This is a genomic window from Paraburkholderia sp. C35 (assembly GCF_003121405.1).
GTDB lineage: Bacteria > Pseudomonadota > Gammaproteobacteria > Burkholderiales > Burkholderiaceae > Paraburkholderia.
Genome location: NZ_QBUY01000006.1, coordinates 197,290 through 214,395, shown reverse-complemented (window position 1 = coordinate 214,395; position 17,106 = coordinate 197,290). Strand labels below are relative to the sequence as shown.

11 protein-coding genes are annotated in these 17,106 nt (G+C 58.6%); 7 read left to right on the top strand and 4 right to left on the bottom strand.

Annotated features, from left to right (window positions below):
• Positions 1-583 precede the first annotated feature (583 nt).
• A complete protein-coding gene (locus DK391_RS06515) occupies positions 584-2,209 on the top strand; it encodes an AAA family ATPase (protein WP_162600705.1) in 1,626 nt (541 codons plus the stop codon).
• A 508-nt stretch (positions 2,210-2,717) separates the two neighbouring features.
• Here DK391_RS06515 and DK391_RS06510 read toward each other — a convergent pair.
• Positions 2,718-4,439 carry a HEPN domain-containing protein gene (locus DK391_RS06510; protein WP_162600704.1) on the bottom strand — a complete coding sequence of 574 codons (1,722 nt, stop codon included), beginning with the start codon at positions 4,437-4,439 and terminating at the stop codon, positions 2,718-2,720.
• Between the two features lie 165 nt (positions 4,440-4,604).
• Positions 4,605-5,165 carry a YfbU family protein gene (locus tag DK391_RS06505; protein ID WP_109477162.1) on the bottom strand — a complete coding sequence of 187 codons (561 nt, stop codon included), beginning with the start codon at positions 5,163-5,165 and terminating at the stop codon, positions 4,605-4,607.
• Positions 5,166-5,733: 568 nt separating this feature from the next.
• Between DK391_RS06505 and DK391_RS44805 the strand changes: the two genes are divergently transcribed.
• From DK391_RS44805 to DK391_RS06475, 6 genes are all read left to right on the top strand, one after another.
• Entirely contained in the window at positions 5,734-6,000 is a 267-nt protein-coding gene (locus DK391_RS44805) for a DUF1214 domain-containing protein (RefSeq protein ID WP_343225305.1), read from the top strand.
• 491 nt (positions 6,001-6,491) lie between these two features.
• Positions 6,492-7,673: a UDP-N-acetylglucosamine 2-epimerase (non-hydrolyzing) gene (gene wecB, locus DK391_RS06495; protein WP_109477161.1), complete on the top strand. Its 1,182-nt coding sequence runs from the start codon at positions 6,492-6,494 to the stop codon at positions 7,671-7,673.
• Positions 7,674-7,730: 57 nt separating this feature from the next.
• Positions 7,731-10,037, top strand: coding sequence for a cellulose biosynthesis cyclic di-GMP-binding regulatory protein BcsB (locus DK391_RS06490; protein WP_109477160.1), 2,307 nt, complete (start codon positions 7,731-7,733; stop codon positions 10,035-10,037).
• A complete protein-coding gene (locus DK391_RS06485; protein WP_204117301.1) occupies positions 10,034-12,208 on the top strand; it encodes a glycosyl transferase family protein in 2,175 nt (724 codons plus the stop codon). Before DK391_RS06490 ends, DK391_RS06485 begins: the two co-directional genes overlap by 4 nt.
• The gene (locus tag DK391_RS06480; RefSeq protein WP_109477158.1) at positions 12,205-14,649 is read left to right on the top strand and encodes a bacteriophage N4 adsorption protein A; all 2,445 of its coding nucleotides are present in this window, start codon (positions 12,205-12,207) and stop codon (positions 14,647-14,649) included. Before DK391_RS06485 ends, DK391_RS06480 begins: the two co-directional genes overlap by 4 nt.
• Before the next feature lie 42 nt (positions 14,650-14,691).
• A complete protein-coding gene (locus DK391_RS06475) occupies positions 14,692-15,549 on the top strand; it encodes a hypothetical protein (RefSeq protein WP_239482721.1) in 858 nt (285 codons plus the stop codon).
• Between the two features lie 324 nt (positions 15,550-15,873).
• On the opposite strand, the gene DK391_RS06470 is transcribed toward DK391_RS06475, so the two are convergent.
• Both DK391_RS06470 and DK391_RS06465 read right to left on the bottom strand, forming a co-directional pair.
• A complete protein-coding gene (locus DK391_RS06470) occupies positions 15,874-16,608 on the bottom strand; it encodes an SDR family oxidoreductase (protein ID WP_109477157.1) in 735 nt (244 codons plus the stop codon).
• Positions 16,605-17,099 (bottom strand): cupin domain-containing protein, encoded by a 495-nt coding sequence (locus tag DK391_RS06465; RefSeq protein ID WP_109477156.1) that lies wholly within the window; start codon positions 17,097-17,099, stop codon positions 16,605-16,607. Before DK391_RS06465 ends, DK391_RS06470 begins: the two co-directional genes overlap by 4 nt.
• Positions 17,100-17,106: the final 7 nt, after the last annotated feature.

The following is a 17,106-nucleotide window of genomic DNA, read 5'->3' as shown; positions in this document are numbered from 1 at the left end:
GGGAGGGGGGTGGTGCGTGGCGGGTTACGCACGCGACTGCGTGCAGGGTGTGAGCGCTGGTTGAGCTAATGTTCGATGGAGCATTGGAAGTTGTCGTTGAAAAGTCATCGACGCTAGTGGTCGGCTAGGGTCGATTTGGCGCATTTGCCGTCAGGCCGAGTCGGCCAGGAGTTGCCCTTTGCGCAACGGAGTCTGCCGTTGTCCGGATGGCCGGGTCAGTCTGGACTCTGTCGGATACTCAGTGGCAGCAAATCGGCCGTAGCTGACGCTCGACAGTTGGCGATGATGGCGCCGCTCCGCTCTGCATTTCTGACACTTGCCTGTTGACCGTCGCAAAAGTCGCACTCGCGTCGCGCGAACGGGCTTCCCGGACCCGAAGCGGCCTAATTTGCTTGCGTTTCATGACGGCCGATTTCAACGGCACACAGGCCATTCAATTTTTCATGGCAACTGGCTCCCGCCTTGGGGCCTCGATTAGTAGCGAAATTTCGACTCTACCCTTAGAGTAGAACATTGCGCCATAACGCCAAAAGAAGGGCAGCGCGGGGAGTTTCACCGAACTATGTTAAAGCAAAAAACGCCCATGAAGATCAAAACATTTCAATTGAAAGATTTTAAGCGCTTCACTGATCTGACGATCTCTGATATACCCGAAACGGCGAAACTAGTATTACTCATCGGGCCCAATGGATCGGGTAAGTCATGCATATTCGACGGATTTGAATGGATTTCGCGTCTCGCTGGCGGAAGAGGTACAACGGGCGACGAAAAATACTTTTGGAAAACGGAGGGAAAGGAGCCGTCATTGCAGCTCCTACTTCAGGATGGTTCGAACCTATCTCGAACAGGAAACGTGGCGTCAAACAATCCAATAGCTAAGAAGTTCTACGGTCGGAGTAGCCTTAGAGTCCTACCTAGACTCGCACATGCCTTTAACTATTCGTCTCAAACCGTGGAAACCGACAACGATCGGCCCGCCTTCTTTATCGAGCATGATAGTCGTTTTCTAAATGACGTTTACCACTACGCGGCAAACATGAATAAGGCTCTTCGGAATCCAACTTTTCGCGGAGAGTCTGCTAACACGGTGGAAATATTTCACGAATATGTTGGCCCATTGAACTTGGCGTTGGCACGGATATTTGGAGAGACATCCGAGCATGTTATTCAGTTGATCAATTTTGATGATCCGGAGCCGCAAAAGGCACCTCAACTATGGTTCAATAAGGGAGCGTCACGAATAACATACGATGTGCTTAGTCATGGTGAAAAGCAGGTCGTCATTGCCCTTTTGAATTTTCTTGTTAGAAAGGAGCATCTTCAAGGAAGCATTGTGTTTGTTGATGAGATGGACGCGCACATGAACACTGCGCTCCAGTTCCGACTTATCAAGGAAATAACGGAAAACTGGATACCCGATGATAGCCAGTTTTGGACCGCAACTCACTCTATCGGATTCATCGACTATGCTAGAAGATCACAACACGCTGCTATTCTGGATTTTTCCGGCCGAGATTTTGATATTCCACAGAATATAGCGCCCACCAAGAATAACGACTTTGGTTTGTATGACATCGCAGTCGACGCATCGCTGCTGGCTGACCTTGCGGGGAATCGCGAACTCGTGTTTGTTGAGAACACGGATATCAAATACTACACGTCTGTACTCGGAACGCCTAGCCGGCTGCTGCTACCCGCGCGTGATAAACGGACCGCATTTTATACGTCGCAAGCATTGGATACTCGATGCCTCATAGACCGCGATTTTTTGACCGATGACGAGCGAGTAGAAATCCAGGACCACTACCCGACGTGCTTAATTCTGAACTACTACAGCGTTGAAAATTATCTGTACCACCCAGAGAATGTAAAAGAGGCATTGGGGAATGGATTTGATCTCGATACCTACATTAAAACATGGTGTGCGGCACGAGACTCAAATTTAAGTGGCCTCGTAGTAAATCTGAAAGATGCGCGACGGAGCTACCCGTTCTACTTGGATCCCGGGCAAGAAAAGGACGCAAAACGATTTCAACAGGGTGCAGCGAAGGTAGCAGAGACGCTGACATCGTCAGATTTTGAAGTTTTTTATCGCGTCTTCCCGGCGAAAGACCACGGTGGAAGCGCACGTGCAGCGGTCCATTTGGGAAAAGAAGATCTTGCAAGAACCGCTTGGTTCAGGGATCAAGTGCGAGCGCTGTTGCCGTAGAGCATCTTTCGCTAATTGCGATTGGGAAGGAGGGCTCAAACGGTGACTTCGGCGACGGCCCGTCCAACACCGACGGTCCGTTCTCTGCACCGAGCGGCTGCTTAAGTGCCCGCGTGAGCATGATAGTGAATGACTGTGGATGAACGTACTACAGAACTGACATTCGAGTCTCAACGGTAACTTTCCGACGACGTGGTGTAAGCATACTCCCAGCAAACTCTTGTCAGTCGCGAGACACACAGCGATGGTCATTCGAACGGTCAGTCCGCTCCAAAACTGGCCGCGATCGTAAGTGAGATCATTTCGGCCAATTCTAACCCCGTAGCGCGAGGGGCGAGCGACGAGCGTGAGATCAGAGCCGAAGCCCCCCAATCGGCGCCAAGCATCGAATATCCCAATAGCCCTATATTTGGTCTTTCCGTAGGCTATGCTTATTTCCTTCGAAGGCCGATGAGGTTCTGCTCCATTTCATCGCCTAGCGATCCGGCACACCACTCGCCGCAAATGGCTATATTAGCGGTATCGCAATAATCTGATCGAGTGTCGATATCTGTTCCTTCGAGTTCGCTCGATCGACGACTACATCGACGCCCATTCGAGATGCTGTCAACAATTCTCCTATCGAATAAGTACTCCCCTCTTTGGCTCTTGACGACGCATTTGAGATTGCTCGATATGCAACGGCGATATAATCAAGAAGGTGAGTCACCAGTTGTGGTCGAACTCCTTTATAATGCCCGGCATGGGCAATTTTATTGCGAAGAAAATAAATCCTACGTAACTGCCTCGCTACGTCGCCTTCGCTTTTCTCCAAGCGATTTTTAATTGCCTTATTATCTTTAAATTCTAAAAATATTTTCATTAGCTTGAATTTCAGATGCTCCTTGTCACCTAAATTGTTAAAAAGATCAATCGCAGATTTTTCATTTTTTAGTAACGCAAAAACCTGCTGATCCGTTGTCGTTTTATCAAAATTATCAGAGTCGACAGATAAAACGGATCGTACAAGATCGGTCATGGCGATATCGTTAGACGCAAGCAAATTTCTCAGATATGCAACTCGCCTCGCCAATCCAGTGGTTGCGTATAGTTGGGGAAGATACTCTAAAATTCCGTTCAATATACCACCCTCAAATTCACCAAACAGTGACTCAAGAGCGATCCAGAGATTAAGTAGCTTCTGCTCCAATGACACTGAATATCGGGCCAATCGTAAATATCGCAACGATCGCTCCAGCTGGTCGGTCGCCGAATTGTTTAAGCCACGTAACATTTGTCGTATCGATGTGGGCGCATCCGAAAATGAACTACCTACCTCGCTTGACATGAACGCGAGAAGCATGTCCACGTTCAAGGTTTGTTTATAGGTGAAATTTTGCGTCTGATAAATCACGACGCAGTGCGCAGAAACTTGAATGTTGGTTTTTAGCTCAAGTGCCGTTGCCGCGTCGAGAAAACGGTCCAGACGCTCTTTGGTTCGCAGCGCCGCGCTCACGTGATCGGTAGCCTCAATGGCTGCCTTTGCTACAAGATTGATTTCAATGTTTTTTTCAAGTTTCTCGCGATTGGTTCCTTGAATTTCATCGGGAATTTTCGCGAGGAACGAAAAATCCGGATCATCTTTAACATCACTGAAAATTCGAGGTCGATTCGTACTAATTCCAAAGTAAACATCAAATGAAATTTTGTGACTTTGCAGACGTTCAGTGATTAGTCGAAATTGATCCGGGAATGATCGACCTGAGTAGTTTTTCTCATAACAAAACATATCTGCTCTATTAAACAGATACGTCGGAGAATAGCCACGACCTAACAGGTGCGTTATATATAGTCCAGTTAGCTGGTCGATTTGAGCGGTGATTCGGTCGCGTTGCGTCAATTCAGCAGGACCGACAACAGCCTCTTCAAGCGCTTCTAACAGAGCAGAAGCGTAGGATTCGTGTCTTGACAAAATTGCTCGACAAAAAACACGCAAGCGCCCCAACGTGCCTGCACCTAACTCGCCGTTCTGTACCCTTTTACTGATCGCGGCTCTCAAGCCAACGACGTCAGACAGTAGATCTTGTGCGACAGGATCGGTATCCCAGCAATCGTCTATCTCTTTCATTGCCGAAATAACGTAAGCCGAATTTTTGTCATTCGAAATTTGTTCGTCAACGTAGATCATCATTTCAGCGCACGTGCTGAAGATATTCATTAGGCGCGCTTGGTAAAAATGAGGCGTGTGCATCCTCAACTTCTCCACATACGCCTCGACAAAAAATCTTGCCCTAAAGTCTTGAACTGGCAATCCCCTCCAGACCTCGTCTGCCAGATATGTCGGTTTCCTCATCTCTTCTTCAAATGTCCAGTAGTATTCTGATTTGTTTTCGTTTCTATTCTTCAGACTGCTAATTCAGAGAGCGTTGTCGGCGCTATGTCGTCTTGCCTGCAAAATCTCTATTGTTTGTTGTGCCGTCAGTCCGTTTAATCCAGTCAGCGTGCGTCGAATGGGCTCGAACACTTTGTACATCCTTGCATAGCTTTCGCGCATCGGTGCATGAGAATTTATGTCACGGCCCTTGAATCTGCTAAACCGGCCCATATCGTCGACCAATATATCGACAATGCTAACTAATTCGCTCTCGTTGTTGCCATCAAAGCCGGGAAATCGTACATGCTTTCCGAAGGGCTTGGCATCACTCTCTATTTTAGCTTTTGTCTCCGCATCGAATCCAACATATGCTTCTTCCAAGAAATTCCACATATCCAAGTAGTCCACGACCTCATTAACTAGCGGCGGAGTGGATTCCGCGGTACTACCCACAACGCCCGGCATTTCCCAGTCCAAAGCCCATGTATTTTCTGAATATATCGCCGAGCGAAGGAGTTTTGTATCCACCTCGTCGAGACCAATTTTGTCGTAAATATCGCTCAACATTAATAATATCAATTTTTCCGGATTTGTGAGTTTCATGAGTGCTCTATTTGACGGTTAGGTTTCGCTTGTTATCTTCACGCAATCTATGTGCCCATAGAACTCGGACACCTACGTATCGGCTCGCACCGGATCACGCACGCACGGTCCGATTAGATGTATTTTAACTACTTGGCTCGCGTAGTCGAGCGCTGTGGATAAGGCGTTTATGGGGCACCGCACGGAGGATGGGAAACCATCGTCGTATGTTGGCCATTGATTTTCGCGCCTATGTAAACAAGCGAATGTACGTTTTAGTTCGAACGCTCAGTCGAAGGAAGCGTTGCTGATGGGGGGTAGCCGTCGTTCGACTTCGGAGGCGAAGGGACGAGGCGCGCAACAGAGGGTGCGAAAAGATGCTCATTCGTTCGCGTCAGCACCTGACATTCGACGTTGCGACGATGCGAGCGGCGGCAAAGCCCCGCGCAGTTGCCTCATAGAGGTTGGCACTCCAAGGTCCGCTATGGCCGATTACTGATCTTCGACTGACCGCCCGGATGAGTGGCAAGGTCCGCGAGGCAAGGCAAGCGAGAAAACACACCAGTACGCGGCAACGAGAGCGTGGGATCTGTTTCCCAACCGCGATGCGACCCATATCAACTACAACCCCAAGCTCCCCGCCGACCAGTGTTATACGGCAACCTATCGCGTGCTGCCGAACAAGGCTTTCTGGTCGACCACCTTGTATGGCGCAGACGGCTACATGAAGAGCGGCAACAGCGTGCTCAACAAGAGCAACACGAAGCTGAATCCCGACGGATCATTCACCGCCTACTTGGGTTCGGCTCAGGCGTGCGGCGACAAGCCCAACCGAGTGGACATCAGTGAAGGCTAGAACTTCCTGATGCGCATCTATCGCCCAGGGCAGTCCGTCATTTATGGCACCTACAAGCCCCCTGCTGTCAAAGCGGCGTCGTAATGTGCAATCCGTAAAGGGCGGCGCAGAGAACGCGATCGCACTGACTGATCATTGAAGCTGAGCGACGAATTTCCCGCACCCAAAGCCCACTTGACTCACAATTGTCCAACTTCAAATCTTTAAATCCACCAACACCAATTCACTGAATTGAAAGCCACAACCCGCTTAAAATTTAATCAAACAAAGAAACAATTGCATTCCCAGCCATCACAAACCAGCAATTAATGCATTTTTAAATCAATTATTTTTCCCACTGCATTTCCAACAAAGAAATCCCTTCCTGCCGCACGCCACAATCTGCCATAAATACCGCTATCTTCTGAAAATTTTTCTTACACATTGCGTCCTTGCGCTTTTGCATGACCTTTTACTATTCCGTGCAATACGCATAACCACCGTAATGAAAAATGAAAAAGAAGATCATGTCGGTATTTGGGACGAGGCCTGAAGCAATCAAAATGGCGCCGTTGATCCGAGCAATGCAGGCGGACCCTGAACTCGAGCCGATCGTGTGCCTGAGCGGGCAACATCGTTCGATGCTCGATCAGGTGCTCACCACATTCGGCATCAGCGCTCATTTCGATCTCGCGCTCATGACGGGGAACCAGACGCTCAATAGCGTGGCATCGAAAGTGATTGCTTCACTTGACCAGGTGATCGCTCAGGTGCGCCCCGACCGCATCATTGTGCACGGCGACACGACAACAGCTTCGGCTGCAGCGCTGGCCGCCTTCAATTCGCGCGTGCCGGTTGCCCATGTCGAAGCCGGCCTGCGCACGCGCGACCTGCAACATCCGTGGCCGGAAGAAGCGAACCGTCGTGTGGTCGATGTCATCGCAGATCTCCTGTTTGCGCCGACGCGCCAGTCGAAATCGAATCTCGCCGCCGAAACGCTCGCCGGCAAGGTGTACGTGACGGGCAATACGGTGATCGATGCGCTGCACTCGATGGTCCGCCGTATCGAGCACAACCCGCCTTTCCGCACGAGTCTCGATTCGCGCTTTCGCTTCATCAACCCGATGAAGCATATGGTGCTCGTCACCGGACACCGGCGCGAGAACTTCGGCTCGGGCCTCGCCAACGTCTGCGCGGCACTGGCCGATATAGCAAGGCGTGACGATGTGCAGATCGTCTATCCCGTCCATCTGAATCCGAACGTGCTCGGCCCCGTGCGCGACGCCCTGAACGGCGTTCGCAATGTGCATCTGATCGAGCCGCAGGACTATGCGGGCTTTATCCGTCTGCTTCAGTGCGCCACGATCGTGCTGACCGACTCGGGCGGTGTGCAGGAAGAAGCGCCCGCACTCGGCAAACCGGTGCTCGTGATGCGCGACACAACTGAGCGGCCCGAAGCCATCGAAGCGGGCACGGTCCAACTGGTCGGCACGCGGCGCGAGTCGATCGTTAGCGCCGTCGCGCATCTGCTCGATGATCCGGCCGCGCGTGCCGCCTTTGCGCGTTGCGCGAATCCTTATGGCGATGGCCGCGCTTCGCAGCGGATCGTCGCCGCGCTGGCCGGGCGCGCGTTCGAGGAATTCGCACCACCCGCCGAACTCGCCCCGCGCGCGCCACTCGCCGCCCTTGCCTGATCGCCGGTGCGCACCAGCACCGTATCGCTCACCTTCGTCTGACGAGAATCCGCCTTGATGATCGACACGTTAAGCCGCGGCATCGCGCGGGTACGTCCCGCGTTTGCCGGCATTTCACTCTGCTCGCGCGCGCAACTGTTCGCGCTGTTCACCACTGTATTGGTGTCCGTGCCAGCGTTTGCAGCCGGCGCATTCGACAGCCTGAATCAGAGCGTTATCGAAACGCGCACGGTCACGCTGCGTCAGCTCGGCCTGTTGAGTGCCGTCAGCCTGACCGCGCCCGATACACGCCGCGAATTCTTCCTGCCTGTCCCTGCCGATGTGCCGCTCACTGACGCGGCCCTGCAGTTCGACGGCGGTTACGTGCGCGGCGACGGTGGCCGCACCACGATGCTGGTTTCGCTCGACGGCTCGCCCGTGGCCGCGCGCGCGCTCGACAAGGCCGAAGGTGGCGTGACGATCGACCTCGGCGTCGATGGCGCACCGCGTTCAGTGGGCTTCGTGCGGCTCGGTCTCGGCTACGCCTCCGTGATCAACGACAACGTCTGCACCGATCAGACCGCAATCGGCAATGTGTTGCGCGTGGACCCGTCCACGCGTCTCACCTACCGTTTCGATCCCGCCGACGTACGCGACATCCGCACTGCATGGAGCGCGCTGCCGTACGCGCCCGTGCTGACGATCGCGGGCCGTAGTCTCACCGCCGCCTCGCTCGACAACGCATGGCGCACCGACGCACTGCTGCAACGCGACGGCAAGCGTCCGTTGACACAGGCCATGCCCGCAGTCGGTTCGAAGGTCGATCTGTCGGCGTTGAACGCGCCTGCATCGCTGCGCGGCATACCGGCCTTCGATGCACTCGCAGCGGCTGCGTCCGCGCCCGACGCGCAAAAGCACGTGATTGCCAACGCAGCAGAACTCGGCGCATTGCTCGCGCTCGCGCCGCGCCGCGTCTTCGGCCCCGACGTGATCGTCGCGGACGATGCACTGCGCGCGTCGTTCAACGCCGCGCTCAATGCGTTACGCGCGCAGATCGCCCAGTCGTCTGCGGCGGCGCTGCCTTCGTTCGACGCGTGGCGCGACCATAGCGCGAGCCAGATCGTCGCGCCGCTCGCGGCGGGCGAGGTGCGTGTCGCGCATTACGGCGGGCGCGCGGTGATCGCGGTTGGCGACAACGCAGGAGTTGCGGTGCTTGCGCGCAGCTGGCGTTCCATCGACATCTCGCGCCGCGTGGTCGTCCATCAGATCGACACAGGCGAACGCCTGCATGGCGACGCGATTCTCCTGTCGGACCTCGGCGGGGAGCCACGCAGCGTCGATGTGCATTCGACAGCCGCATGGGAGGCGAGCTTCGATCTGGCCGCAGCTTCCGGCAACGGCAAACTGCCCGATGAAGTCGTGCTCGATCTCGCCGCTTCGCCAACGCTGTCGAACGGCGCAGCGACCGCGACTGTCTATTTCAACGATGTGATGATCGGCGCGAAGCTGCTCGACATCGACGGCAAGCGCGAACGGCTGAGCCTCAAGATTCCGCGCTATGCACTGGCGCGCACCAACGATCTGCGCGTGACGTTCCGCCGTCAGCCGGATGCCGGTTGCCAGGCGCGTCAGTCGTATCCCGTCGCTGTGTTGCCGAGCAGCTATCTGAAGCTCGCGGACGGCACGCCCGGCAAGGATTTCGTCGGCATGGCGGCGCGCTATGCATCGTCGGCGACCGTGATCGTGCCGCAGTCGTATCTCGACAATGCCGTCGACAGCGTGCCGCGTCTCGCCGTGCTGACGGGTGCAGCAGGCGTTGCGCCCTTGCCCGCGAAGTTCAGCGTGGTCGCGAACGGCGCGAGCGCGAATCCGTCCGGTCCGTTCCTCGCCGCCGACGTGCCGCTCGCCGACGAGCACGATCCCGTCTCGTTCTCTGCTGACCGGCTGTCGCTCAAGTCCTCGCAGGGCGACCGGCTGATCGACGTGTCCGGCCTCACGCGGCTCGCGGTGCTGAGCGTCGCGAGTTCGGGTGACGCGAACGGGATCGTCTATCGTTCGACGGGTGAATCGCCTGTGTTGACGGACAAGCTGCAACTGTCGCGCGGCAACATCGCCGTGGTCGATTCGACGGGCGTGCTCAAGCGCTTCGACACGGTGAATCCCGACGATCTCGCCGCCACCGGCACGAGCAGCACCGAATGGGTCACGCATCACTGGGCGCGTTGGGGCATTCCGTTCACGCTGATGCTGCTTCTGTTACTGCTGATCCTGGTCGCTCAAATGGCGCGACGCCGCAGGCGCGCCGCACGCAACGCGGCCACCGCGCAGAACGGCAATGGCAACGGCAGCGACAACGGCAATCACAAGCCGCAGGACAAGGCGTGATACTCGCGACCGTTCACTTCTACGGCAGCGTGCTGCTGGCGCAGTACTACGTGTTGCTCGAACACGTGGCGGCGGTTGTCGCCACGCTGATCCTGCTGTCGAGCCTGGATGATCTGTTCATCGACATCTGGTACTGGACGCGCGAAGCGGTGCGCTATTTCACCGTCAAGCGCAGGCACCGGCCGCTGACCGTCGCGCAACTGAACGAACGCGCCGAGCAGATGATCGCGATCATGGTGCCCGCGTGGCACGAGCATGACGTGATCGCCGCGATGATCGAAGATCTCGTGCGCGTGCTGGACTATCGGGCGTATCGCGTGTTCGTCGGCACATACCAGAACGATCCCGCGACGATCGCCGAAGTCGAGCGCATGCGGCACCGCTACAAGCATCTGCACCGCGTGGAAGTGCCGCACGATGGTCCGACGTGCAAGGCGGACTGCCTGAACTGGATCGTGCAGGCGATCTTCCGCTACGAGTTCGAAGCGGGCATCGAGTTCGCGGGTGTCGTGATGCATGACAGTGAAGACGTGCTGCATCCCGTCGAACTGAAGTTCTTCAACTATCTGCTGCCGCGCAAGGACATGATCCAGCTGCCCGTCGCGTCGCTCGAACGCGAGTGGTATGAACTGGTGGCAGGCACATACATGGACGAGTTTGCCGAGTGGCACGCGAAAGATCTCGTCGTGCGTGAAAGCCTGGTCGGAACCGTGCCTTCGGCGGGTGTCGGCACCTGTTTTTCGCGGCGCGCGATGCTCGCGCTGATCGAAGAAACCGACCGTCAGCCGTTCAACACGGAGAGCCTCACGGAAGACTATGACATTGGCGAGCGCATCGGCCGCATGGGACTGCAATCGATCTTCGCGCGCTTTCCCGTCGAGTACACGTTGCGCCGCACGTCGTGGTCGCGCGACGGCAAAGGGCGCGAAATCACGATGACGATGCCGCTATGCGTGCGCGAGTACTTTCCCGACACGTTGCGCACTGCGTATCGCCAACGCGCGCGCTGGACGCTGGGCATCGGCCTGCAAGGCTGGGCGCTCACAGGCTGGAGCGGATCGTTCGCCAATCGCTACCTGCTGCTGCGCGATCGCAAGGGCGTGGTGACGTCGTTCGTCGGCATGGTCGGCTATCTGCTCGTGATCCAGTTCACGCTATTCGGACTCGCGGCATTGTTCGATCTCACGCCGAACCTGTTTCCCTCGCCATTCATCGATTCACCGATGATGCGCGGACTACTGGCGGCGAACTTCGTCACGTTGTCGTTGCGCGTGGTGCAGCGCGTGATCTTCACGACGCGTCTGTATGGATGGAAACACGGCGTGCTGTCGGTGCCGCGTCTCGTGATCGGCAACTTCATCAACTTCCTTGCGGTGCTGCGTGCGTGGCGGCTCTTTCTCGTGCACGTCGTAACGGGCAAACGCCTCGCGTGGGACAAGACGATGCACGATTTTCCGAGCACGGACGGCCTGCGCAGCACACGCCAGACCTTGGGCGAGCTGCTGGTGTCGTGGCAGGCCATCGATGCCGCTACGCTCGAACGCGCGCTGCAAGACGATCATGCACGCGAGGCGCCGCTCGGGCGCGTGCTGATGGCCAATGGCTGGCTCGACGAAGAAACGCTGGCCGAAGCGGTGGCCTTTCAGGCCGATCTGCCGCGCGGCAAGCTCGCGCCGGCATCGCTGCATGACGCCGCCAACCAGGTGCCCATGGACGTGCTGGTGAGACTGCGCGCCTTGCCACAAGGCATCGACGCAAGCGGGCATGCCGTGTTCATCGCAGCGAACCTGCTGCCGGATGCGGCGCTCGACGAATTGCGCATCGTCACGGGCCGCACGGTGACGCTGCATATCGTGCGCGAAAGCGAGGTCGCGGCCGGGCTGCGCATCATGCGCGGCGTGCACGAACCGCTCGTCGACGACGAAGAGACAGTGCGTTCGCCTGTCGCGCAGGGCGCAACGCGTGGCGTACCGCTGCTCGGCGATCTGCTGATCGAGATGCGCCTCGTCACGCGTGCCGCATTCGAAGCGGCGCTGAAAACGTATCGCCCGGATCGCGACGGACGGATCGGCGATTACATGGTCGCGCGCAATGTGATCTCGCGCGCGGCGTTGCAAAGCGCAGTCGCGGCGCAGCAGCGTCTGCGCGAAGCGCAAACGGTTGGCCGATGAAGCGGCGCATCGAGTTCAACGCACCGTGTCATCGGTTCGCGTTTCGCCCGCGCGTTTCAGTGGCTGCGTGTCTGATCGCGGGCGTGTTTGCATGGCATGCGCACGCGGCATTCGCCGATGAAGTGTTGCCGCTGAGTCTTTCGGGCGCAGCGTATCGGGTCGCGCAGCAGGCTTATGCAGCGTACGGCGAGCATCGCTATGCAGAGAGCGTGTCGCTCGCGCGTGAAGCGATCCGTCAGCGTCCTGACGTAGCCGAATTGCGCATTCTGCTGGCCAATGCGCTCGCTGCCGATGGCCATCGCGACGATGCATTGCGCTCGCTCACCGACGCGATGCGCGAGCTTGGCCCGCAGGCTTCGCTGATCAGGCGCCGCGAACAGATCGCGGCGGGCGACGATGGCGGTGCCAGCGATCTGCCCGGAGCGGCGGGCGTGGCCGCGCGCGCTGCGTATCGCGCGTATGCCGGCAAGGACTACGACACCGCCGCCTCTGAAGCGAAGCGCGCCATTGCACTCGCGCCGGAGGTCGCACGATTGCGGTATTTGCTGATCGATGCGCTCTCGGCATCGGGGCGTGACGACGCAGCGTACGCAGCCGATCAGGATGCCGCCAGCAAGTTCGGCGATACGGCAGCGCTTCGCTCGCGACGCATGTTCATCGGCGCGCGTCTTGCGCCGAACATATCGACGGCTGCCTACGACGCGCGGCAACGCGGCGATCTCGCCGATGCCGAACGTCTCGCGCGCGAGGCAATCGCTTACGCGCCCGACCGCCGCAACTTCAGGACACAGCTATTCGACGTGCTGATCGCCCGCAACGACATGGTCGGGCTCGAACAGGCCGCAACCCAGGCCATCGCCCAGGACGACACCGATGTGCTGGCGTGGACGTTACGCGGCTACGCGCGCGCTGCACGCGGCGAGTCCGGCGCGGACGCCGATTTCGCGCATGCACTCGACGTGCCGCGCGATCCACAATCGAATGAAGCGGATAACGCTTCGACGACCAGAGATGCGCGCGTCGCGCGCACGATCATCGCGGATACATGGCTTTCCGAAGGCCGTCCGAAGGCAGCGCTCGACGTGCTCGCGCCGCTGCGCCCCGAACATGACGATACCGACGACGCCATTGCCTTGCGCCGCCTTCGCGCGCAGCGAGCTTTCACGGCACAAGCGCTTCACGTCGATACACTCGCGAAGCCCGTATTCGACTGTCACGCCGACGCGTTCGGCGCATCGTGCGACCTATACGCCGCTGATCCCGGCTTCGAGGCAATGCGGACCGCGCGTGCGGCGACGCAGCGCGGCGACCATCGTGCAGCCGTGCTCGCGCTGCGTCAGGCTGTGGCCGCCGTGCCAGACGATCCGCAACGGCGTATCGCCCTAATCGACGCACTCGTTGCCGATGGCGACGCTGCGCAGGCGCGTCGCGAAGCACGCACACTGCTCGCGTCCGGCATGACGAACGGCATGGCGCCGCTGCAGACCGCGTATCTCGCGCAACGTGCGGGCGATGGAAAGCTTGCGTACACATCGTTCGAACAGGCTGACCGCGAAGGCTCGCTGCCCGCGTCCGCCGCGGGCGATGCGGGCTATGCCGCGCTCGCCGCGCATCACGACGAAGCCGGCGCCGCGTGGCTCGAACGTGCCATCGATAACGGGACGATGACGCCTCAAGCCCTGCTCGACGCACAACAGGCACATGCCGACGCGACCCGCAAATGGGGTTTCAACGTGACGCTCAACTATCGCGGCAGCGGCATCGCGAACGGACTCTCGACCAACCCGACGCCCGGCCTCTCCAACAACTGGCAGGCGGGCACGGAAGCCTACTGGCGCCCATTCGGCAGCCTCGGCGAGCGCGCGTTCGAAGTCTATGCGCGCGGCTACGAGAACTTTGGTGTGAAAGGCGATTCGCCTTCCGGCGTGACCACCTTGCAGGCCGCGCTCGGCGCGCGCGTCAAGCCGTTCGCATCGACCAATGCGATCTTCGCGTTCGAACGGATTTTCCCGATCGGCTCAAGCGTACGCGGCGACTGGCTGGCGCGCGCGGCGTGGTCGGGCGGTTTCGGAACGGAGCGGCGCCTCGACGTGCCGAGCTGGTGGACGGGCATTGTCTACGGCGAGGCGGGCCACTACGTGCAGCATCCGTCTTCCTATGCGACGGCGAATGCACGCTTTGGCCGCACGTTCCGAGTCGATGCAGTCGATCCGCGGCTGACCGTGTTTCCGCATCTGGTCGCGGGCGCGGATTACGATTCATCGATCGATCATAGCGTGCCCGTCGGTGTGGGCGCCGGCGTGTCCGCGCGTTTCTGGTTCAGAGGAGGTCCCTACGATGCCCCGCGGTCTTTTGTCGATGTGTCGGTGCAGTATCGCGTGCGCGTCGCGGGCGACAGCCGCGCGCGCGGCGTGTTCTTCGGCGCGGTTTATTCGTACTAGCGCCTGCCTGCGTCAGGCACGGCATTGCGTCAGATCGTCGACATGAAGAGGTTGTCGTTTCGCGCGGTCTTTACGGCACTCGCGCTCGCTGTGCCGTGCCTGACATCGTGCGCGAACAGCAGTACGTTGCCGCCTGTGCAGGGCATCGTCTGGCAGCCGGATACGGATCACGCCGATCCGCGCGGCGACTGGGACCGGCTTGGCGCACACGAACTGCTGGTGCAATGGACAGCGGTGGACGGCATCGCGTTCGTCGGCGGAACGACGATGCGTGCGTCCACGAACATGCCGGACTGGAACCGCATTGCACGCGAGCCGTGGGCGCGCGATGTGATCGTCGGGCTGTCTGGGCGATTCAGCGAGAATGCCGCGCGTGGGGACACCACGGCGCTGCTGCGCGAATCCGCTCAACTGTTGCAAACGACGTTGCCCGTGCACGTCACCGGCTGGTATTTTCCCGTCGAACTCGATCCGAGCTGGAAATCGGCTGCCGTTACGTTGCGCCCTGTGCTCGATGCGCTGCCCAGGCCGCTGTGGATCAGCGTGTACGACCGGCAGAACGTCGGCGGTGAGGCGCTCGCGGACTGGCTCGCGTCGTGGTTGCCGCAAGACGTCGGCGTGCTGTTGCAGGATGGTTGCGGCGAGTATGCGCGCGAGCCGCGCATTGCGCGGCAGTACGCAGACCAGTTGTCGGCGAAGCTGGGCAAGGCGCGCGTGCGCATCATCGCCGAGGCGTTCAGGCCGCAGCTGGGCGGCGGCATGCGCGCTGCCACGGCAGACGAACTGCGGCCGCAGCTCGAAGCGTATCGAGGGTATCGCGTGTATCTGTTCGATGGTCCGCATTACGTGTCGCGTGACCTCGTGCGTGAGTTGCAGGCTGTGCAACCGGCTGCGCGTTAGGCGGCGGTATGCCGAACGAAATGCAATCGTCAGCGTACCCAAAGCTTGCTTTATGGCAATATGCGGTGCCTATCGCACTCTGGAGGTATCAAAGTCAATGCTGATGCGAGCTCTTATCGCCGCCACGCTGCTCACCACTACGCTGATGAGCATTCCGCAAACGGCTAGCGCACACCAAAGAATGGAGTGCCGCCGCTACTGGCACCACGGACATCTCGTGCGTCGCTGCAGGCCGGCGCCGCGGCACCATCATCGTCCGCCGCCACCGCCGCACCGTCGTCCGCCGCCGCCACCCGGGCATCGTTACTGATCACACCCGCGCACCTACCAGGGCAGTGGCTCGCCCAGGTGCGTGAAGGTTCCTGTCGGGCCGTCATCTGCGAGCAGCGCCATCTGCACGCTGCTTCTCGCGCCGTCGCTGACGTGCAGCTCACCGGTGCCGCCCGTCATGTCGGTCTGCACGTAGCCGGGATGAATCGCGTTGACCTTGACGGGCGTATCGCGGAGTTCATGAGCGAGATGCACGGTCCATGCGTTGACGACGCTCTTCGATGCGTCGTAAGCGGGAAGCTTCAGATCGTAGATGGACGAGCGAGGGTCCGTATGCAAGCCGAACGACCCAAGCTGACTCGACACGTTGACGATGCGTGCGGCAGGCGCCGCCCGCAGCAGTGGCAAGAAAGCCTGCGTCAGCGCGATCATCGCGAAGACGTTGGTATCGAACGTCTCTCTCCAGCAGGCTAGCGTCTGTTCGGACGGCTTGCGGCCCGGACCGTCCAGCAGCACGCCGGCATTGTTCACGAGGATGTCGAGCCGACCGAAACGTGCCTCGACCAGCGCAGCGACGGCAGCGACGTGCGCTGCGTCGGTGACATCGAGAAGGACGGCTTCGACATCGAGACCCTCTGCGCGCAGTGCATCGGCGGCCTCTCTCGCACGGGTCATGTTGCGACCCGCGAGCAGCACGAATACGCCAGCGCCTGCGAGTTGCCGGCACGTCTCCAGACCGATGCCGCGCGTCGCTCCTGTCACCAGCGCGATCTTGCGGGTTGAATTCATGCGGCGGCGGAGCTCAGTGCAGCGGGTCGGCTCAACGGGGGACCGACGAATTCAATGCTCCATTGATCGCCGAATGCCTTGAGCGCTGCCGGGTCCGGCAAACCATTCGCCATCACGTCGCTTAGTTTGAGAAAAAAGCGCGTGGCATCCCAGCCAGGCGTGATCAGAACCAGCATCCGCGACGCCTGATCATCGATATTGATGAAGCGGTGTGTCGTGCCCTGGTTCGCAACGATCGTTTCGCCTTCGCTCACGATCGTCTGTTTTCCATCTATTTCGAACAGGTAGCGTCCCTGCAGAACATGAAAAACTTCGGTTTCGATTTCATGGCGATGCTGCGGGGGACCGAATCCGGGTTGATCGGTTGTTTCGATCAACGTCGCCAGCGCTCCCGTCGAGTCCGGACCGATTCGCTCCTGAAGCCGGAGCCCAATAGCGGGGATGTCGATAAGAGCGGCGTTGTTCTTGATCTGCAGAACATCTTGTTTCATGACGTTT